The following is an 18063-nucleotide window of genomic DNA, read 5'->3' as shown; positions in this document are numbered from 1 at the left end:
CTACCGGGCCGCGGACGGTGCTCTCAGCGACGGCGGATCGCCAGGCGGCTGCTCGCCGCTACCGCCAGGTCCGTGCCAGTCACACGCCACCCGGTGTGCGTTGCCCCAGCCAAGTTCTCCAACACAGCCAAGGTGGGGCTACGGGCAGACGGCGGCGAATAGGAGTCTCGATTGGTTCGCCAACCGAGATCGCCGAGCAGTTCACTGATGGTCTCTCGCCAGTCCTCGGCAGGTGCGCCGCTACCGGCAACTGCGAGCGCCAGCCAGCCGGCTTGGCGATCGAAGTCCTTGGTGCCCAAGGGGAGCCGCCCGATGATGTGCTGCAGCAGTGCTTGTGGATCCTGGCGGGTGCGCACCCCCGCAGCCGTCGGGGTGATCCGGCCCTTGCGGACCGCAACGAGTCCGAGCGCTCGCGCTGTGTCGCGGGCAGCGGCCACAGGTGGTGTCAGGTCCTCCCTGTTGGCCTTGCCGATCCACCACCCGCTGATCCCTGCGTCCTCGGCGAACCGCTCAACCAGCTTGGGTGGCAGGTAGCCCGCAGAAGTCAGCGCCACCCCGTCGCCGATGGCCGCCAGGAGAATCCGGTAGGTCTGGGTCAGTCGGGCAGCCTCGTCCTCACAGATATCAGTCGGCCCGTGCGAGATCGGGGTGCTGAGTACGTCCCGCAAGCGACGGTTGCCGCGCTGCTCGAACTGTCTGAATAGATCGGCGAGTTCGCCGGTGACTGCGACAGGCTCGGCCAGAGCCACCGACAGGGCATCGTTCGCCTCGTCCACGTCGAAGTGGTCCGGGTGCCAGTCCAGCGGCAGCCATTCGCGGCCGTGGGAAGCGTCATCGAAGACTTCGGGGAGCAGCGTCTCGTCGTACCCGCTGCGCACCCATGCCGCCAACTCGTCATAGCCGCCGATCGCGCCACAGTCCTCCGGCGGGCAGGCCATCCGACCTGCGAGGCAGCGCACCGTCGTCGGCGGATCTTCCAGCACCTTTTCGACCTTGAGCACGTGGTCCCAACCGTCACCGAAGTCGTACTCATACCAGAGGCCGTCGCCCTCGGCGGTCAGGATTTGGTCGAGGCGAACCTCGTCCTCCAGCAAACCGTCCTCGCCCTCCTCGATGTCGAAGCGCGTGACGAAATACGGTGCTCGGACGTCGCTGGCTGTGCGGAAGCGATGGAGATGACTGTCAGTCCAGCCCATCGCGGCCTGGATCACGTCATGCACCTGCGGAAGCATCAGGTTGCCAGGCAGGTCGAGCCGTCGCCAGATGGGCGGCTTCGCGCCATGTAGATCGAGACGAACCCGGAACCCCCGAATGTCGGCCGGCGCCGGAAGCAGAGCGGGGGCCTGCTCGGTGTCCAGCTTCTCGAAGATGCTGGAGACGCGGCCGCTGAGCAGGCCATCGAGGAGCGCCCGGCTCTCACCGGGCGTCGCTCCAGCCAGCAACTGCTTGACTAGGTCTTCGACATCGCGTGGTTGGTTCACGGCACTAAGTCAACCAGCCTCTGGCGAACCGAGACGATCCGGTCACATCGGCCAACGCGACCTCACCGGCCAACTCAACGTCCGAGATCACCCAGGATTGCTCGCAGCGCTCTCGGATTGCCGAGCCCGGTCCGCCGCTCTGAGCAATTGGCGCACCCATTCTGGGCAGGTAGCCGCGACCTGGTGGATCGGTGTGGAGCGCGAGGTGTTGCCTGCTGTGCCGGGACTGTGAGCTGGTCGCAGCGGCGCGGTGACGCCGCTACCGTGTGCTTCTTCCTATGTTGTCGGTCAACTCATTTGGGGTCCAGGCGGGCCACTGTGTGGCACCGACGATCACACCTTGATTTGTCTGAAGAACGATTCGAGGACCCGTGTGGGCAGAGTTGTCGTAGACCGTTGCGGTATCGCAAGTATCAACCGAGCGAGCGACGAGCGTCCACAGCCGGTGGTACCTCTGTCGTACCTTCTCCTCGGGGACTGCATGCCCACCGGATGCGACTCGGTACTCAACGCGTCGGACGGTCAACTCCTCGGGCACAAGGACCACGTGAAGCGCGACGAAATATCCAGCTTCGTGTGCCTCGTTGATCAGATCGAGCTTGGACGGGTGAGAGAACACCGTCTCGGCAATGAACGGTTGCTGCGCCGCGATGAGCGCTGTCCTGGTCTGCGCCGCTACGCGCGCGGCCTCGTAGGACTTGCCCTCAGGATCATCGGGCCAGCGCTTGGCCGCGATCTGATCAGCGTTGACGAACGCAGTACCCGGGGGGAGGGAAGCCGACAGAATTTTTCGCACGAAGGTTGTCTTGCCAGCGCCATTTGATCCGACTACGAGGTCTAGGCGCACGTGTACTCGTGAGAACTGATTCGCATCCGGCGGCTAAGCCACGCTGATGACAGAGGACGAGCCGTCGGGGCGATATTCGACCAGCCGACCCTGCTCATCGAGTGCAACAGTCGTGACCCCTTCCGCCGCGAGTTCGTCACCCAGGTGAGTCGATACGACATTCTCTTCGATAGCCGCGGCGATCTCGGCGTTCACGACCGTGTTTTCGTGCGCCGAGAGCTCCCGCATGGGGAGGATGCCGGCGAGCGCGGACTCCACGCGGGTCCGTTGCGCGCTGGAGACACTCGAGACGGCGCGGCCCACGCGGACCCAATGATCCAGTTGCTGGCGGGCCGAACGAGACTGCCGTGCGCCCTCGACCGCCGCCGCGCTCACCAAATCGGCAGAGAAGCGCGTGACCTTGTCCTGAACCCCAGTCATAGGGAACCTCCGTAGCAGTGTGCTACCAAGTGTAGCACTTGGCAACACATGGGCCGGTCCTGCCGTTGTGGACCCGGTTTCATTCTGAGATGCAAACAGCGCGCTGGTGCCGACAAGCGGCCGACACGACGTATCGATCTGCGCTGTCCGTGACATCCTGGGCGCCCGAACGCGGCGAAATGACGCAGGGTCCCCTTTTGCGCCAGTCCGCAATGATCATATTCACGCCTGTGCCCCAGTGCGATTGCATTCAGCTTTTCCTCGATCGCCGTGTCGCGATCGAGGGCTCCAAACCTCCGAAATCCCTCCACAATCAGTCGGCAACAGGTGGGGTCGTTCGGGTATGCTCGGCAGCGTCAGTGACGTTCCCTCCTCAGTTATTACGAGGGAATCTGTACTTTCCGGTACTTTTCAGTAGGCTCCGGAAGCCTCGCGACGGCTCCCAGAGGGTTCAGAATCAAATCTCACCCTCAACCGCCACGAGACTTGGTGCAGACAGTGGCCGGATCGTCGCGAACCATCACCGATCCACTCGCCCTCGCCCAAAGGGGCCGTGCCCGTGTCAACCCCACGGTGATGATCCAGTGGAGTCTGGCCGTTCCGACTTGTCCGTGATTCGGTTCTTGGGGTGCACTGGGTACGCCCAACAACGAAAAACGGCGGCTGACGCTGGAAGGTGTTGAGAGACGTTTCGGCAGGTCAGCCACCGTTTTCGGCAACTACTGACAGCGGGTGAAAACCCCCGGATCAGATGTCGTAATAGAGAGTTGACTAACGATGATTCAGCCCGTGACCTGCAAAGATGCCTTTGTTCAGACACTCCCGGCGCACGTAGGGCGCACGAGAGCTTTTTGGGAGGCATCATGAATGGCCCGGAAACTGTCTTCGCCTGCCTGATTTGTGGTCAGCGAGTCGGCCGTTTCTGGGGTATCGGCGTGACGTATTCGCCTAGTGGTTCAGATCCCTATGAGGCCTGTACGGATATTTCAGTAGCTGGCTTCTGCCGCGCTCATCGAGATGAGGTTGTCTCGTTTGCTCGTGAGTTGGTCGCGGAGAAGGGCACTGTTCTCAAGCTTCTTGAGCCGGCCATTGAGCTGCGTTCGGGCGAAGTTGAACAATTCATGACGTTCGCAGCGGCTCACCTCGCGTAAGCAATCGAATAGACAGCGCGGGGCGGGGTGGGTCTCGGGGGTGGATCGCAGAGGCTCCGACCGACGCGGAGCGGCGGTTGGAGGGGCGATTCGCGGCCCGCACCGCGCGAACGGGACGCGGGTGCGTGTCTGTAACACAGCACCCACAAACTGCATCCCCGTCTTTCTGAGTACGGTTGCCACATGACTGAGACGACGTTGCCCGAACAAATTTCAGCTGGTTTTATAAGTTATCGTCGGGACGACAACTCTGTTTTTCACAATGTGGTCGACCGGTTACACGTCGACATCGCTAACACCTACGAAGCGCGCACAGGCCGTGTGTTAGATCTCTTCCTCGACCGTGACTCAATTGGGTGGGGAGAAGACTGGCGCGAAAAGATTCGGAGCAGCGTTCAGACTGCGACAGTGTTCATTCCAATTGTGACGATGCGATATTTCACCAGTCAGGCATGTCGAGATGAGCTGTTCGCGTTTCACGAAGCCGCGAAGAACCTTGGGGTAACTGAACTACTGCTGCCGATCATCCTGATGGGCGCTGAGAACATAACTAAGGATGATGAACGACCTGAAGTTCAGTTGATCGAGAGCCTGAACTATAAGAACATCGAGCCTGCATATCGCGCTGGCTTCGATTCTCCCGCGTGGCTCCAAACAATTGACATGATTGTGGCCGACTTGATCAAGGGTTTGAAGGCTGCGGAAGATGCGCTGTCTGCTGAAGATGCACGGGAAGCTGCAAGTGTTGCCGGTCCGAAGCCCCGCGTGAATGACGAGCGCGACGAGGATCTGTCCGAGGATGACATACTCGACGTTACGACTATAACCCCGGAGTTTGAGGCAATCACGGCGTTGACGGAGCGGGCAAATGGCGGAGTTGTCCTACTTGGAGAGGTAGCGTCATCTGTTCTCGAAGGTGTCGATTTCGAAAAGATGACACCCAAGCAAGTAAATGCCCGAATGTTCAAGGTGGCGGAAGCATTCAAAGGACCAGCTAAGCAGCTCGAGATCGATGGCAAGGCGCTGGAAGAGCGCATTACAGCAACGGACGCGCGCCTACGGCGGCTAGTCAGCGAGCTGAAAGACATCAAAAACGAAAATGCACAAGCATTTCTCGCGAATTTGATCACGGGTTTTGGCGAGAGCTCTGAGCTCGAGGGGGTTGGCGCCCAAATGGAGACGCTTGTCGGTGAGATGAAGTTTGCTTCGGCGCTGAGCGTCGCGGTTCGGAATTCACTGAAACCAGCAATTCGGGGCGTTCGCTCGGTTCAAACTGCCGTGAACACCTTCAACAGTTGGCAGCATTTCACTGAAGGGTGAAATACAGACTGTTTCTTAGTCGCTAGTCTGAGACTATGAGTGATTTTCGATCGGATCCCATGCCGTCAGTTGAGGGACATGGGCGTGCCAAAGAAGCTTGGGAAAAATACTTGCACGCCAGCAATAAAGTTTTTGCTCCCGCGGTGGAGACCGTCTTTGGCAAATCGATTAGGAGCTTTTCAGCCGGCTCGGTCTCGGACTTGGTCGGGTTTTGGGTCTTTTGGCACATGTACGGCGGTTTTGAAGGACTGCAAAAGCTTGGTATGAGCAGATCGTCGATCTTTCGGAAGGTTGCTGTGTTCCGCAAGGCCTTCGGTTCACACCCGGATGAGTATGAATTCCCAGGGATTCACCTCAATCTTGAGGAATATTTTGGCGTTGCCACAGAAAGATAGCGAATACTAGTCGCAAATATTGGACTAGATTGCCCAAGTCCGGCTATAGTCGCAAACATGACACTAGGCAGCGGTTCAATCGTGGAGCTGGCCTCCGGCGTGGATGCCTTCTACCTGACTGGATCTTGCGTTCTGCCGTCTGTGCTCTTGGAGGACCTCGATTCGGCGCGGTCGCTGGCCCGAGAGACTCACGAGCCGGCGCTCCTCGCGTTGGGGGATGTTGAGTTTCGTGTCGCTGGGGGAGGAGTTAACCGATATGCCTACCGGCTGGATCATCCGCACGGAATGATCGCTTTTACGTCGAGTCGATCGCTGCCGCCGGTTTTCGTTCAACCACGAGCGTCCTTTATTCACGCGGTGGGCGTGGTCGAGGCGCTTCGATGGTTCGTATCTGTGCTCGAGCTCGTAGTTGGTACCGTGACGTGGAAGGCGAGCCGTGTTGACCTGTTTATGGATTCGCACGGCTGGAACCTCGATGCGGAGGATCGCGGCCGGTTTGTTTGCCGCGGGACGCAAAGGATCACTTATGAGGAGAGCGACGGCCTAACGGGTCTTCGCTTTGGTGCAGGGAAGCCTGTCATGGCACGGATCTATGACAAGACGATTGAAAGTCGACTGGAGGGTACTGATTGGTGGGCGGCTAAGTGGGGTGAGGCCTACCAACCCGACGAGCGGGTCCTGAGAGTTGAATTCCAGATCGGCCGTGAGCTTATTCGGCAGGTCGGGCTGAGCAGCCCTGATGAAGTGTTGGCCGAGTTGCCGCGGATCTGGGCATATCTGACAGATGAATGGCTCACGTTCCGTCAGGAGACAGGGGATTCGACCCGTTCGCGTTGGCCGGTGTCGGCGGAGTGGCGCAGCGTTCAGTCTGCTTCGCTGCGGGGTGATGCGCTTGGTATTGAGCGTGTTCACGCCGGGGAGCGGGCTGGATCGCTTCGTCGACTTCTGCCGGCGCTTCAGGGCTACCTGGTATCTGCAGGAGCTCTGCTAGGCACGAAGACATTGGATGAAACGCTTTTTCGGGTGGGTCGTTTGATCGCCCTCCATGAAGAACGAACCTGCGTGACATTCAGCAGTCGGCTTGCTTCGAGGCGGATTCTTTTGGGGCTGGAGACATGAGCCGCTCGCTTAAGGGAAGCCTTCCCGAACGACTTTGGACACTAGAGGAGACGGCCACGTTCCTGTCCATTCCGGTGGCGACGCTTTATAAACTCAATCACAAACGCACGGGGCCGAGATTCTTCCATATTGGCCGTGGCTGCCGGTATGACCCGCGCGACGTCCTGGAATGGCTGCAGACTCGAGTCGTCATACCGGAGAGGGCGTAGCAGGCATGGCCTCTATCTCTGATCGCTGGCATGTTGCCCAGCATGGCTCGGGTCGTAAAGTCCGTTCTGCTCGCTTTGGCGTTGGGATGCGTTGGCAGGTTCGTTATCGGGATCCGGCAGGGGAGTCACGGAATCGCTCATTTGAGCGGAAGGTTGACGCCGAACGTTTTCTGGTGGAAGTTTCGTCGCAGCTCCTGAAGGGCGCATACGTCGATCTTCGGGCTGGAAGGACTCCGTTCGGAGACTACGCGACGTCGTGGCTTGCTCGGCAGACGTTCTCATCGACGTCGCGGGTAGCGGTGGAGGTGAGGCTCCGGGTTCACATCCTCGCCGAGTGGGGAACGGTACCGCTCGCGGGGATACGGCCGGCGATGGTTCAGGAATGGATCGTCTGCTTGCAAAAGTCGTTGGCTCCGAGTTACGTTCGCTTGATCGTCAACTGTTTCAGTACGGTGTTGTCGTCGGCTGTCGTTGACGGGTTCATCCTTCAGAATCCGTGCCGCTCGTCGGTTGTGAAACTTCCTAAGCTGCGCCCGAAACGCTTTCGACCTTGGTCGGTTGATCAGGTTTTGTCTGTTGTTGCAGCTCATCCGGCAAGATTTCGTGCGGTGCCCGTCGTCGCTGCCGGCTGCGGTCTAAGACAAGGGGAGGCTTTCGGCGTTCGCATCCAGGACATCGACTTTCCCGCGGGGGAACTTCACGTTCGCCAGCAGATTCGGTTGGAAGAAGGCATCCCGACTCCTGCACTGCCGAAGTACGAACGAACACGGACCGTGCCCTTGCCTGAATGGGTCGCAATCGCGCTAAAAGCACATATGAGCAACTGGACCCCGATGGCGGGGGAACGCATCATGGCTCCGTCGCATGCCGGCCTCCTGTTCGTCAGCCGTGAGCGTAAGCCGCTGAATAAGAACTACTTCAATCCCAGTGTGTGGCGTCCCGCACTCGTCACTGCAGGCATTCCCCGTGAGCGTGAGAACGGGATGCACGCATTGCGACACTCTTGCGCTTCGATGTGGCTTGAGCATGGTGTGAGCATCAAAGCAGTCTCTGAGTATCTGGGTCATGCCGATCCAGGGTTTACCCTCAGGGTCTACACACATGTCATGCCCTCGTCTGGTGAGAAGGCGCGCAACGCAATGGACGCGGCATTCGGAGTGGGGCGGAGCCCCTCCGAAGCCGCGCCCATTGCTGGCGCACACTCGGCGCACGAGAGCACGCCAAGCGGTGGAAACTGATGGAAACTATCGAACGATATTTTCCCCGCTGCGACGGGATATTCTTACATCGCAGCAGTTCAGCGAACCGTACCTATCAGATGTCGTAATACAGCTCGAACTCGTGCGGGTGCGGACGCTGCTGCACGGGAAGGATCTCCTGGGTGCGCTTGTATTCGATCCACGTCTCGATCAGATCGGAGGTGAACACGTCGCCCTGCAACAGGTATTCCTGATCAGCTTCGAGCGCATCCAGCACCGCGTCGAGCGAGGTCGGCACGGAGTCGATCGCGTCGTACTCGTCCGGCGGCAGTTCATAGATGTTCTTGTCGACCGGGGCAGGCGGCTCAATCTTGTTCTTGATGCCGTCGATACCGGCCAGCAATAGCGCCGAGAAGGCCAGGTAAGGATTGGCCGACGGGTCGGGGCAGCGGAACTCAATGCGCTTGGCCTTGGGGTTCGATCCGGTGATCGGGATCCGTACGCAGGCCGAGCGGTTGCGTGAGCTGTAGACGAGCGCGATCGGCGCCTCGAAGCCCGGCACCAGTCGGTGGTAGGAGTTGACCGTCGGATTGGTGAACGCGAGCAACGACGGCGCATGCTTCAAAATGCCACCGATGTACCAGCGCGCCATATCTGAAAGCCCGCCGTAGCCGGCCTCGTCATAGAACAGCGGCTTGCCGTCCTTCCAGATCGACTGGTGGACGTGCATACCTGAACCGTTATCACCGAAGATCGGCTTCGGCATGAAGGTCGCGGTTTTGCCGGCCTCCCAGGCGGTGTTGCGGATGATGTATTTGAACTTCATCACGTCATCGGCGGACTTGAGCAGTTCATCAAAGCGGTAGTTGATCTCAGCCTGGCCACCGGTGCCGACCTCAGCGTGGGCACGCTCGACGAGCAGTCCCGCATTCTGAAGGTTCTCCACCATGTCGCCACGCAGATCGGCAAAATGGTCAGTCGGCGCGACTGGGAAGTAGCCGCCCTTGTAACGCACCTTGTAGCCGCGGTTGTCGACTTCGCTGCCGGTGTTCCAGGCGCCGGCAGCCGAATCGATGTGATAAAAACTCGAGTTGGCACTGGTCTCGAAACGCACGTTGTCGAAGACGTAGAACTCGGCCTCAGGCGCGAAGAAGGCGGTATCGCCGATGCCGGTGCTCTGCAGATATGCCTGCGCCTTGCGGGCGATATTGCGCGGATCGCGCGAGTATGACTCGCCGGTCAACGGATCGTGTACGAAGAACTCGATCGCGAGCGTCTTGTGCTTACGGAACGGATCGATGTACGCGGTCGTGACGTCGGGGAGCAGCGCCATGTCCGATTCGTGGATTGACTGGAAGCCACGGACCGAAGATCCGTCGAACATCAGGCCGTCTTCGAAGACCTCGGGTCCAAAGGACGAAACCGGGATGCTGAAGTGTTGCTGGATGCCAGGTAGATCGGTGAAACGAACGTCGATCTCCTCGACACCTTCGTCCTTGATGTACTTGAACAACTCGTCGGCATTGCCGAACATGGGGCCTCCTTGGCCGCTTTCGCGACCCTTATTCGATTGATACGGCGGCGGGTGCGACGCTGCACCGTTGGTATGACTTTAGAGGGAGGCGATTTCTCGCCAGTGACCGGATTGTTTCGATAATGTTACAGAAGCCTCAGATCGGTGCGCGAATTCTCGGCTCGGTAGGCTCACAGGGTGACTATTGCTGGCTGGCCCCGCCGTATCGGGGCGCTCTTCGTGGACTGGTTCATCGCACTGCTCAGCACGGCTGCAATCACCGGAGCGCCGATCGTCGGATCGAGCAACACCAACCCGTTCATCCCGGTCGGTGTATTTTTCGTCGAGGTCGGCCTGATCACCGGATTGCTGAGCTATTCGATCGGCAAGCGAGTTTTCGGCATCAAGATCATCGGTGAGGACGGCGGACCGATCGGTCCGGTTCGTGCGCTCATTCGCACAGCACTCGTTTGCCTGGTGTTCCCGCCCCTGATCCAGAGCGAACATCAGCGCGGCCTGCAGGACGTCGCAGTCGGTTCGATGGTAGTCAGAGCCTGAATCAGCCGCGCATTGCCTTGCGCGAGCCCTTCATGCTGGTTGGCACTGGGCCACGCGGCATCGGCAGTGGTGGGCGAGCAGCGTCAAGCGCACGTAACTTCATGATCACGGCCGTCATTTCGCGGGGTTTGATCTTCTTGGGCAGTTTGCGCACATGCTTGGCGAGCTTGGTCAGTTTGACTTCGCCCTTGCTTTTATCGTCGCCCACAAGGATCGAGGTGATGGGGACTTCGCCCACGACGCGTGCATGCTTCTTGACCTCGGTCGCAAGCAGCGCACGCGCGCGGCCGGGGTTGCCTTCAGCGACGAGTACGACACCAGAACGGCCAACTGCCCGGTGGACGACTTCCTGGCTCTTTGTGACGCCCACGGCGGGTTTGATGTCCCAACCCTTCTTGAGCATCTGCAGAACTCCGGCAGCAGCACCGATTTGTCCTTCAACCTGCGCATATGCAGCCTTCTCGGCACGTCGGCCGAAAACAATTAACACTGCGAGCAGACCGGTCAAGAGGCCGAAGACGACCGCCATGATGATCGAGAATGTCGTTGCTTTGCCCGAACCAAAGACGAAGTAGCCGAGCGTTGCCATGGCACCGCCAGCGGCAAGGAACCAGAGCAATAAAATGGGACCGAGATTGCGGTCCGAGCGCTTGGTGATCTTGTAGGCCTGACGAATCTGGCGGATTCGGCCCTTGGGAGGTTCGTTGGCTGGTGCTGACATAAGGGCTAGTCTACTGTGCCGCGGTAGGTGCAGATTGCGCGGCTTCACGTGCCGCCATGGCCTGTTGGTAGAGCCGGCCGGCGCGATAAGACGAGCGTACGAGTGGCCCCGACATGACACCGGCGAAGCCGATCTCTTCAGCCTCCTGTGCCATCTCGACGAACTCTTCAGGCTTGACCCAGCGATCGACTGGGTGATGCAGTTTGGACGGTCGAAGGTACTGCGTGATCGTGATCAGATCGCAGCCCGAGTCATACAGGTCGCGCAACGCCTGGGAGATCTCTTCGCGCGTTTCACCCATACCGAGGATCAGATTGGACTTGGTGATTAGACCGTAGTCACGGGCACTGGTCAGGACGCCAAGGGACCGGTCGTAGCGGAATCCCGGGCGGATTCTCTTGAAGATACGGGGGACTGTCTCGACATTGTGGGCCAGCACCTCGGGGCGTGAGTCGAAGACCTGCTCTAGGAGCTCAGGAACTCCGTTGAAGTCGGGGATCAGATTCTCAACGCCAGTGCCGGGATTGAGCTCGTGGATCTGGCGGACTGTCTCCGCATAGAGCCAAGCGCCACCGTCAGGGAGATCATCGCGCGCGACGCCGGTGATCGTCGAATATTTGAGCTTCATCTTCTGCACGCTCTCGGCGACCCGGCGAGGCTCATCAAGGTCGAGCGCCTCCGGCTTGCCGGTGGCGATCTGGCAGAAATCACAGCGACGTGTGCATTGCTCGCCACCGATGAGGAACGTCGCCTCGCGGTCTTCCCAACATTCGAAGATATTGGGGCAGCCAGCTTCCTGACAGACCGTGTGCAGGCCCTCACCCTTGACCAGATTCATCAATTCGGTGTATTCAGGACCCATTTTGGCGCGGGTCTTGATCCACTCGGGTTTGCGTTCGATCGGGGTCTCGGCGTTGCGGACTTCGATACGGAGTAGCTTGCGGCCTTCAGGAGCGATAGTCACGCCGTCAGTCTACGGCCCGCTTAAACCCCGCGGGTTCGACGGTGGACCCGCCCACAACTGAGGGAGGGTCTCCACCGGACCGGCGGTGGCGCTTAGGGTGGAATGCATGCTGGAAACACGAAGCCTCAGTCGGGTCTACGGCGATACCACCGTCGTGGACAACGTCGATTTCACCGTTACCCCTGGCCGTATGACCGGATTTGTCGGCGCCAACGGTGCCGGGAAGACCACGACGATGCGGATGCTGGTCGGCGTTCTCAGCCCGTCCGCCGGTGAGGTGCTCTGGAACGGTGCTCCAGTCACGACCGGGCAGCGCAGGCGGTTCGGCTACATGCCCGAAGAGCGCGGCCTTTATCCGCGGATGAATCTCGTGGATCAGCTGGTCTACTTTGGTCGATTGCATGGAGCACCTCGGGCCGACGCAGCCGATCGTGCGCACGAACTATTGGAACATTTTGGTCTCGAAGAGCGCGCCGGAGACCTGCTCGACAAACTCTCGCTGGGCAATCAGCAGCGGGTCCAGATCGCCGCCGCCCTGATGCATCGGCCCGAGGCACTCGTCCTTGATGAGCCGTTCAGCGGGCTTGACCCGCTCGCGGTTGATTCCGTGGTCGAGTTACTTGCTGATCAGGCGAACGGGATACCCGTCCTGTTCTCGAGTCACCAGCTTGACCTCGTCGAGCGGCTTTGTGACGACCTCGTGATTCTGTCCAGCGGGCGAGTTGCCGCTGCGGGTTCAGTTGATGACTTGCGCGGTCATGGCCCCGAGCGTTATCGCATCGTCCTTGACCAGGGCGATGCCGCCTGGTTGCGTGCCGTGCGCGGCATCGTTGTGCGGACCGTCGAGGGACCATCTGCGGTGGTTGATCTCGATGGCACGACGGCCCCGATGCTGTTGACCGAGATCATGGCGCGTGAGCCGGTGCGCGAGTTTGCCAAGCTTCAACAACCCCTGTCAGAGATCTTTCGGGAGGCGATCCAATGACCAAACCCAACCGGACCGCAGTTGACCGCCGAGAGCGGGACGGCGCACCAGCGGATGTGTGGAAGATCGTTGCGGAGCGTGAAATCAGCACCCGACTGCGGGAAAAATCATTCAAGATCAGCATCGCGGTCATGGTCGCGGCGATAATCGGCTCAATTGTGTTTTTCTCGATCCTCGGTGGCAAGCCAACCACCTACGATGTGGGCGTAACGGACTCCTCGGCCGCCGCAGTCGTGCAAACGGCTTCGAAAAACGTTGGCTCCCTGCAGGGAGGGTCCCGGGCAGTCAGCAAGACGTATGCGACAGTCGGTGCCGCCGAACGGGCCGTGCGTGCCAACGACGTCGATGCGGCACTGATCCGAACCGCTGGCAACTTCGAAATCATCGGTAATGACAGTGTCGAACCGCAACTCTCCTCCGCGCTGTCGGCCGCCGCAGGCAGAACCGTACTGGCATCCAATGCGGGCGAACAAAATGTTGATCTGAGCGCGCTTCAGAAGAACACCGAGGTGAAGCAGCGACTGCTCAACCCCGATGCCGACTTGACCGGCGAGCGTGCTGTCGTCGCGTTCTATTTCGTGCTGCTGTTCTACCTCACCGCCGTTACTTTCGGCATGATAATTGCGCAAAGCATCACGCAGGAGAAGGAGAGCCGCGTCGTCGAGATCCTGGCCGCTGCTATTCCGATTCGTGCTTTGTTGTGGGGAAAGGTCATTGGGAATACGATTCTTGCGCTCGCGCAGGTTGTCCTGTTCGTTGTTGCCGGTGCGCTGACATTGGCCGTGACGGGAGAGCAGGAACTTCTGGGGCAGATCGGACCGGCGATGATTTGGTACGTCCTGTTCTTTGTCATCGGCTTCGTGGCGCTCGCCAGTCTGTGGGCAGTAGCGGGCTCGATGGCTTCGCGGCAACAGGATCTTCAATCGACGACGATGCCGGGACAAGTCCTGCTGTTTGTGCCCTATCTGTTGGCTGTGCTCGCAGGTGAAGGGGTCAAAACGGTCTTCTCCATGGTCCCGATCTCCTCAGCGATGTTGATGCCAGTGCGTATCGCCGAAGGTTCTGTCCCGGCCTGGCAGATCGCTGTGGCAGTAATCGCCAATGTGGTGACCACCGTGTTCCTCGTGCGGGCGGGGGCGAAGGTGTATGAACGAACGTTGCTGCGCACCGATCAGCGAATCAAGTTCGCCGACGCGCTGCGAATTAGCGACTGAGACCGAGAATAGGCACGGACGGTTCGTTTGCGACCATGGCGCCTTGAAGGTTCGGTGACGGCGTGTAAGTGTTCCAAGCCAACAGCTCGACAAGGTGCGGTTTGACCAGTTCAGCGGCCTCGTGCACGGTGACATCGCGACCCAGCTCGGTGCTCAGCGATGTCGTTCCTGCGTCGGAGATCCCGCATGGAATGAAGGTGTCGAACCAACTCAGATCGACATTGCAGTTGATCATGAAGCCATGCATTGTGACCCCGCGTGCGACTCGAATACCGATCGCGGCGAGCTTCCGCTCGGGGTGGGTCGCATCGGCATCAAGCCAGACACCGGATCGGCCAGCGACCCGGCCGCTGGCCACGCCGAGTTCAGCGATCGCGCGGATGATGGCTTCTTCGACTCGGCGCACATAGTCGACGACGAGGACATGCGAGGGAAGTTTGGTGATCGGATAGCCGACTAGTTGGCCGGGGCCGTGGAACGTGATCTTGCCGCCGCGGTCGACGTCGACGACCGGGGTGCCATCGGCCGGGCGCTCGAATGGTTGGGTGCGTTTGCCCGCCGTGTAGACCGGCGGATGCTCGAGCAACAACGTCGTGTCGGGGATGAGGTCATCGGCGCGCTGGCCATGGATCTCGCGCTGGAGCTCCCACGCTTCGACATAATCGAGCGCACGGTTGTCATACCAGTCTTCATAGAACTGCATGGTCTGATTGTTCGGTTCAGATGCAACGCTCACCCGCTCAGCGTATGCCTCCGATGATTGCCCGACGCGCCGGGATCTGCTGCGTCTGGCTGTGGACAACGTGCTGACCAATTCGGCCGTATGCCGGCAGAGTAGGACGATGGACTGGCTGCTGACCCTGATCGCGATTTTCGCCGCACAAACCCCGGCGCCAGGCTCGGCCGCGGGGTGGCAGCGTGCGTTGGAAGGATTCGACACAATTCGGGCCACCGCATTCGAGCTCGATGCGCCCGAGTTGTTGAGCATCGTCTATCCGTCCGACTCCGAACTCCTCGAGGATGAGTTTCGACTGCTCGCGAACTATCGCGACCGGGGGATCGAAATCGAGTCGATGCACATGCAAATCAAACGCCTCAGCGTTCTGGAGGAGGACCCCTCCCATGTACGCCTGCTAGTTGTCGACCGCCTGAGTTCGACTCAGATCGTCATGCCCGACGGCAGCAAGCGTGCTTTGCCACGCGATCGGCTGACCCGACACACTGTCCAGCTGACATTGACGCCCGAAGGATGGCGAATCAGCTCAGTGCGGCCTTGAGCGTCGTGGCGAGATCGGGCTGCTCGAACTCAAAGCCGGCCGTGAGCAAGTGCTCAGGAATGATGCGCAACGATCCCAGCAGTTCCGCGGACAGGTTGCCTAATGCCATCCGCATGGGAAGGCCAGGCACCGCCATGAACGTCGGCCGGCGCAACGCCTGACCAAGTTCACGGGTGAACTCCGCATTTGTCACTGGATTCGGGTTGGCGAAATTGAACGGACCCGCAGCACTTTTGTGGGCGAGCAAAAACATAGCCGCTCGCAGCCAGTCATTCTGTGAGATCACCGAGAAATACTGTTTGCCGCCCGCGAGTTTTCCGCCCATGCCGAGCCGGAAGATTGGCAACAAGGCCTTGAGCGTTCCCCCGCGACGGTCGAGCACGAGCGATGTGCGCACGAAGCAGACGCGCGCTCCCGCGTCGATCGCTGGCTGGGCGGCGGCTTCCCAGTGCCGGACGATGTTGGGCAGCACACCGTTGCCCGACGAACTCTGTTCGGTAAGCTTCTCGGCGCCCCGATCATTGCCGTAGGCAGACATACCTGAGGCAGAAATCAGGATCGGCGGCTTTGGTGCGGCGGCGATGGCACCGGCCAGCGTCTTGGTTGCCGAGACTCGTGACTCAAGCAGCGTACGTTGGTAGGTCTTGGTCCAGGGCCAATGTGCGACCGGCGCACCGGACAGGTTGATCACGGCGTCGGCCGAATTGATCAGTGACTGGTCGACGTTGCCAGCCGCCGGATCCCATATGGACGCCCCTGAATTGGCCTCCCCAGAGCGGATCAGAGCCGTGACGCGGTGTCCGTCGTCGCGCAAACGAGAGGCCAGCGGGGCCCCGAGAAAACCCGAAGCCCCACCGATAACAACATGCATATTTAGCTACCAAGCTCGTTCTCGAACGAAGCTTCTTCAAGACGTTCCTTGATGGTGGACAGGAACCGTGCAGCGTTGGCGCCGTCCACGATGCGGTGATCGTACGTCAGCGCAAGGTAGACCATCTGACGGACCGCGATGCTCTCGCCGATGTGCTGATCGTCGATGACAACCGCACGCTTGACGACGGCGCCAGTGCCCAAGATGGCCGACTGCGGTTGGTTGATGATCGGTGTGTCGAACAGGGCACCACGGCTGCCGGTGTTGGTTAGCGTGAACGTGCCGCCGGACAGCTCATCGGGCAGGATCTTATTGGTGCGCGTCCGCTCGGCGACATCGGCAATCTTGCGTGCGATGCCGGCAATTGAAAGGTCTCCGGCGTCCTTGATGACCGGAACCAGGAGACCGCGTTCGGTGTCGACGGCGATGCCGAGATGCTCACCGTCGGGATAGGTGACGGTGCCCGCTTCCATGTCGAGCGATGCGTTGACCTGCGGGAATGTCTTGAGCGCCTCGATCGCCGCTTTTGCGAAGAACGGCAGATAAGAGAGTTTGACGCCTTCACGCTCGAAGAACGCATCCTTGTGCTTCGCACGCAGTCGGGCAATCTCCGTGACATCGGCCTCAAGAACCGTCGTGAGCTGGGCCGACACCTGTAGCGATTCGTGCATACGGGTTGCGATCGTGCGACGCAAACGGGTCAACTTCTCGGTCTTGCCACGCAACGGCGAAACCTCGGTAGGCGCTGCGGCTGCCGACGCGTCCGCGGTAGGCGCTGCTTCGGCGGCCTTCGGCGCGGCATCGAGTACATCCTGCTTACGGATGCGACCGCCGACACCGGTGCCGACGACCGCGCCCAGATCGACACCGTGTTGGCGAGCCAACTTGCGAACGATTGGAGTCACATAGCTTTCGCTGCCAGCTGGCGCAGATGTTGCTGGGGGAGGTGTTGCTGGGGGAGTGGCCGCGACCGGCGGGGCCGGGGTGGGGGCCGGGGTGGGGGCTGCCACCGGAGCTTCCGGTTCTGGCTCCGGTTCGGGAGCCGCAGCTGGCTCTGGTTCTGGTGCAGTGGCTGGTTCGGGTTCGGGCTCTGGTTCTGGAGCTGCAGCCGGCTCTGGTTCTGGAGCCGGATCGGCGGCTGGAGCCGCGCCAGCAGCGCCGACGATTGCGAGTTCAGCGCCGATCTCGACGGTCTCGTCCTCGGCGACCTTGATCTCCAGCAGGGTGCCGGCGACCGGTGAGGGGATCTCGGTGTCGACCTTGTCGGTCGAAATTTCGAGCAGCGGTTCATCGACGGCAACGTCATCGCCAATATTCTTGAGCCAGCGGGTAACGGTGCCCTCGGTGACGCTTTCGCCTAGTTCAGGCAGCGTCACGGCAGTGCCGGAGGCCGCAGGTGCTGTTTCTGCCGCGGGCGCAGGCTCCTGAGCCGGCGAGGCCTCGGTGGGCACCTCGTCCGCTTCGCTCACTTCGGCCTCGGGCTCGGCCACCGGATCGGGGGCTTCGGCTGCGGGAGCTTCTTCGGCAGGCTCGTCAGCTGCCGGAGCAGCATCCTCCGTCGCCTCGCCTTCGCCCGCTTCGCCGATCACTGCGAGTTCCGCACCGATTTCGACGGTTTCGTCTTCCTGTGCCTTGATCTCCAGCAGGGTGCCGGCGACCGGTGAGGGGATTTCGGTGTCGACCTTGTCGGTCGAGACTTCGAGTAGTGGCTCATCGACCGCGACTGCATCGCCCACGTTCTTGAGCCAGCGGGTAACGGTGCCTTCGGTGACGCTTTCACCGAGGGCGGGAAGAGTGACTGACGTTGCCATGGTGACCT

19 protein-coding genes are annotated in these 18063 nt (G+C 60.5%); 10 read left to right on the top strand and 9 right to left on the bottom strand.

The annotated features are described in order from the left end of the window. Positions 1 to 23: 23 nt before the first annotated feature. The 3 genes from AC2YB9_RS11665 to AC2YB9_RS11655 all read right to left on the bottom strand — a co-directional run bounded on the left by AC2YB9_RS11665 (position 24) and on the right by AC2YB9_RS11655 (position 2748). Positions 24 to 1481 (bottom strand): plasmid pRiA4b ORF-3 family protein, encoded by a 1458-nt coding sequence (locus tag AC2YB9_RS11665; protein ID WP_487265516.1) that lies wholly within the window; start codon positions 1479 to 1481, stop codon positions 24 to 26. 259 nt (positions 1482 to 1740) lie between these two features. Beyond that, positions 1741 to 2328, bottom strand: coding sequence for an ATPase (locus AC2YB9_RS11660; protein WP_487265515.1), 588 nt, complete (start codon positions 2326 to 2328; stop codon positions 1741 to 1743). Positions 2329 to 2361: 33 nt separating this feature from the next. Further along, complete coding sequence (locus AC2YB9_RS11655) at positions 2362 to 2748, bottom strand: TA system antitoxin ParD family protein (RefSeq protein ID WP_487265514.1); 387 nt, start codon at positions 2746 to 2748, stop codon at positions 2362 to 2364. Between the two features lie 863 nt (positions 2749 to 3611). Here AC2YB9_RS11655 and AC2YB9_RS11650 point away from each other — a divergent pair. The 6 genes from AC2YB9_RS11650 (at position 3612) to AC2YB9_RS11625 (ending at position 8180) form a co-directional block, all read left to right on the top strand. Further along, on the top strand, positions 3612 to 3899 hold the full coding sequence (locus tag AC2YB9_RS11650) for a hypothetical protein (RefSeq protein WP_487265513.1): 288 nt from the start codon (positions 3612 to 3614) through the stop codon (positions 3897 to 3899). A gap of 183 nt (positions 3900 to 4082) precedes the next feature. Beyond that, positions 4083 to 5219, top strand: coding sequence for a TIR domain-containing protein (locus tag AC2YB9_RS11645; RefSeq protein WP_487265512.1), 1137 nt, complete (start codon positions 4083 to 4085; stop codon positions 5217 to 5219). A gap of 35 nt (positions 5220 to 5254) precedes the next feature. Then, entirely contained in the window at positions 5255 to 5614 is a 360-nt protein-coding gene (locus AC2YB9_RS11640; protein WP_487265511.1) for a hypothetical protein, read from the top strand. A gap of 57 nt (positions 5615 to 5671) precedes the next feature. Next, positions 5672 to 6733 carry a hypothetical protein gene (locus AC2YB9_RS11635; protein ID WP_487265510.1) on the top strand — a complete coding sequence of 354 codons (1062 nt, stop codon included), beginning with the start codon at positions 5672 to 5674 and terminating at the stop codon, positions 6731 to 6733. Continuing rightward, positions 6730 to 6942 (top strand): helix-turn-helix transcriptional regulator, encoded by a 213-nt coding sequence (locus AC2YB9_RS11630; RefSeq protein WP_487265509.1) that lies wholly within the window; start codon positions 6730 to 6732, stop codon positions 6940 to 6942. The genes AC2YB9_RS11635 and AC2YB9_RS11630 overlap by 4 nt, the downstream gene beginning before the upstream one ends. Next, positions 6903 to 8180 carry a tyrosine-type recombinase/integrase gene (locus AC2YB9_RS11625; protein WP_487265508.1) on the top strand — a complete coding sequence of 426 codons (1278 nt, stop codon included), beginning with the start codon at positions 6903 to 6905 and terminating at the stop codon, positions 8178 to 8180. The genes AC2YB9_RS11630 and AC2YB9_RS11625 overlap by 40 nt, the downstream gene beginning before the upstream one ends. A 76-nt stretch (positions 8181 to 8256) precedes the next feature. On the opposite strand, the gene glnA is transcribed toward AC2YB9_RS11625, so the two are convergent. Continuing rightward, positions 8257 to 9675 carry a type I glutamate--ammonia ligase gene (gene glnA / locus AC2YB9_RS11620; RefSeq protein ID WP_487265507.1) on the bottom strand — a complete coding sequence of 473 codons (1419 nt, stop codon included), beginning with the start codon at positions 9673 to 9675 and terminating at the stop codon, positions 8257 to 8259. A 177-nt stretch (positions 9676 to 9852) separates the two neighbouring features. Between glnA and AC2YB9_RS11615 the strand changes: the two genes are divergently transcribed. Further along, a complete protein-coding gene (locus tag AC2YB9_RS11615; RefSeq protein WP_487265506.1) occupies positions 9853 to 10212 on the top strand; it encodes an RDD family protein in 360 nt (119 codons plus the stop codon). 1 nt (position 10213) lies between these two features. Here AC2YB9_RS11615 and AC2YB9_RS11610 read toward each other — a convergent pair whose 3' ends face one another. Both AC2YB9_RS11610 and lipA read right to left on the bottom strand, forming a co-directional pair. Next, positions 10214 to 10933: a DUF4191 domain-containing protein gene (locus tag AC2YB9_RS11610; RefSeq protein WP_487265505.1), complete on the bottom strand. Its 720-nt coding sequence runs from the start codon at positions 10931 to 10933 to the stop codon at positions 10214 to 10216. A gap of 10 nt (positions 10934 to 10943) precedes the next feature. Next, entirely contained in the window at positions 10944 to 11897 is a 954-nt protein-coding gene (gene lipA / locus AC2YB9_RS11605; protein ID WP_487265504.1) for a lipoyl synthase, read from the bottom strand. 106 nt (positions 11898 to 12003) lie between these two features. On the opposite strand from lipA, the gene AC2YB9_RS11600 reads away from it, so the two are divergent. Continuing rightward, positions 12004 to 12882, top strand: a complete 879-nt coding sequence (locus AC2YB9_RS11600; RefSeq protein WP_487265503.1) for an ABC transporter ATP-binding protein — start codon at positions 12004 to 12006, stop codon at positions 12880 to 12882. Beyond that, positions 12879 to 14096: an ABC transporter permease gene (locus tag AC2YB9_RS11595; RefSeq protein WP_487265502.1), complete on the top strand. Its 1218-nt coding sequence runs from the start codon at positions 12879 to 12881 to the stop codon at positions 14094 to 14096. The genes AC2YB9_RS11600 and AC2YB9_RS11595 overlap by 4 nt, the downstream gene beginning before the upstream one ends. Here the strand turns inward: AC2YB9_RS11595 and lipB are convergent. Next, the gene (lipB, locus tag AC2YB9_RS11590; protein WP_487265501.1) at positions 14086 to 14832 is read right to left on the bottom strand and encodes a lipoyl(octanoyl) transferase LipB; all 747 of its coding nucleotides are present in this window, start codon (positions 14830 to 14832) and stop codon (positions 14086 to 14088) included. The genes AC2YB9_RS11595 and lipB overlap by 11 nt on opposite strands. Positions 14833 to 14938: 106 nt before the next feature. Between lipB and AC2YB9_RS11585 the strand changes: the two genes are divergently transcribed. Then, a complete protein-coding gene (locus AC2YB9_RS11585; protein WP_487265500.1) occupies positions 14939 to 15373 on the top strand; it encodes a hypothetical protein in 435 nt (144 codons plus the stop codon). Here AC2YB9_RS11585 and AC2YB9_RS11580 read toward each other — a convergent pair. Then, positions 15354 to 16244 (bottom strand): TIGR01777 family oxidoreductase, encoded by an 891-nt coding sequence (locus AC2YB9_RS11580; protein ID WP_487265499.1) that lies wholly within the window; start codon positions 16242 to 16244, stop codon positions 15354 to 15356. The two genes, AC2YB9_RS11585 and AC2YB9_RS11580, sit on opposite strands and share 20 nt — an antisense overlap. Before the next feature lie 2 nt (positions 16245 to 16246). Continuing rightward, complete coding sequence (gene sucB, locus AC2YB9_RS11575; protein WP_487265498.1) at positions 16247 to 18055, bottom strand: 2-oxoglutarate dehydrogenase, E2 component, dihydrolipoamide succinyltransferase; 1809 nt, start codon at positions 18053 to 18055, stop codon at positions 16247 to 16249. Between the last annotated feature and the right edge of the window lie 8 nt (positions 18056 to 18063).

This window comes from Aeromicrobium changchenzhani (assembly GCF_057586615.1).
The sequence above is the reverse complement of the archived record's forward strand: the minus strand, read 5'-3'. Positions and strand labels throughout refer to the sequence as shown.

Excerpts from the sequence above, each read along its gene's own strand:
- AC2YB9_RS11655 (WP_487265514.1), bottom strand. The coding sequence starts at position 2,748 with ATGACTGGGGTTCAGGACAAGGTCACGCGCTTCTCTGCCGATTTGGTG.
- AC2YB9_RS11650 (WP_487265513.1), top strand. The coding sequence starts at position 3,612 with ATGAATGGCCCGGAAACTGTCTTCGCCTGCCTGATTTGTGGTCAGCGA.
- AC2YB9_RS11645 (WP_487265512.1), top strand. The coding sequence starts at position 4,083 with ATGACTGAGACGACGTTGCCCGAACAAATTTCAGCTGGTTTTATAAGT.
- AC2YB9_RS11640 (WP_487265511.1), top strand. The coding sequence starts at position 5,255 with ATGAGTGATTTTCGATCGGATCCCATGCCGTCAGTTGAGGGACATGGG.
- AC2YB9_RS11635 (WP_487265510.1), top strand. The coding sequence starts at position 5,672 with ATGACACTAGGCAGCGGTTCAATCGTGGAGCTGGCCTCCGGCGTGGAT.
- AC2YB9_RS11630 (WP_487265509.1), top strand. The coding sequence starts at position 6,730 with ATGAGCCGCTCGCTTAAGGGAAGCCTTCCCGAACGACTTTGGACACTA.
- AC2YB9_RS11625 (WP_487265508.1), top strand. The coding sequence starts at position 6,903 with ATGGCTGCAGACTCGAGTCGTCATACCGGAGAGGGCGTAGCAGGCATG.
- glnA (WP_487265507.1), bottom strand. The coding sequence starts at position 9,675 with ATGTTCGGCAATGCCGACGAGTTGTTCAAGTACATCAAGGACGAAGGT.
- AC2YB9_RS11610 (WP_487265505.1), bottom strand. The coding sequence starts at position 10,933 with ATGTCAGCACCAGCCAACGAACCTCCCAAGGGCCGAATCCGCCAGATT.
- AC2YB9_RS11600 (WP_487265503.1), top strand. The coding sequence starts at position 12,004 with ATGCTGGAAACACGAAGCCTCAGTCGGGTCTACGGCGATACCACCGTC.
- AC2YB9_RS11595 (WP_487265502.1), top strand. The coding sequence starts at position 12,879 with ATGACCAAACCCAACCGGACCGCAGTTGACCGCCGAGAGCGGGACGGC.
- AC2YB9_RS11585 (WP_487265500.1), top strand. The coding sequence starts at position 14,939 with ATGGACTGGCTGCTGACCCTGATCGCGATTTTCGCCGCACAAACCCCG.
- AC2YB9_RS11580 (WP_487265499.1), bottom strand. The coding sequence starts at position 16,244 with ATGCATGTTGTTATCGGTGGGGCTTCGGGTTTTCTCGGGGCCCCGCTG.
- sucB (WP_487265498.1), bottom strand. The coding sequence starts at position 18,055 with ATGGCAACGTCAGTCACTCTTCCCGCCCTCGGTGAAAGCGTCACCGAA.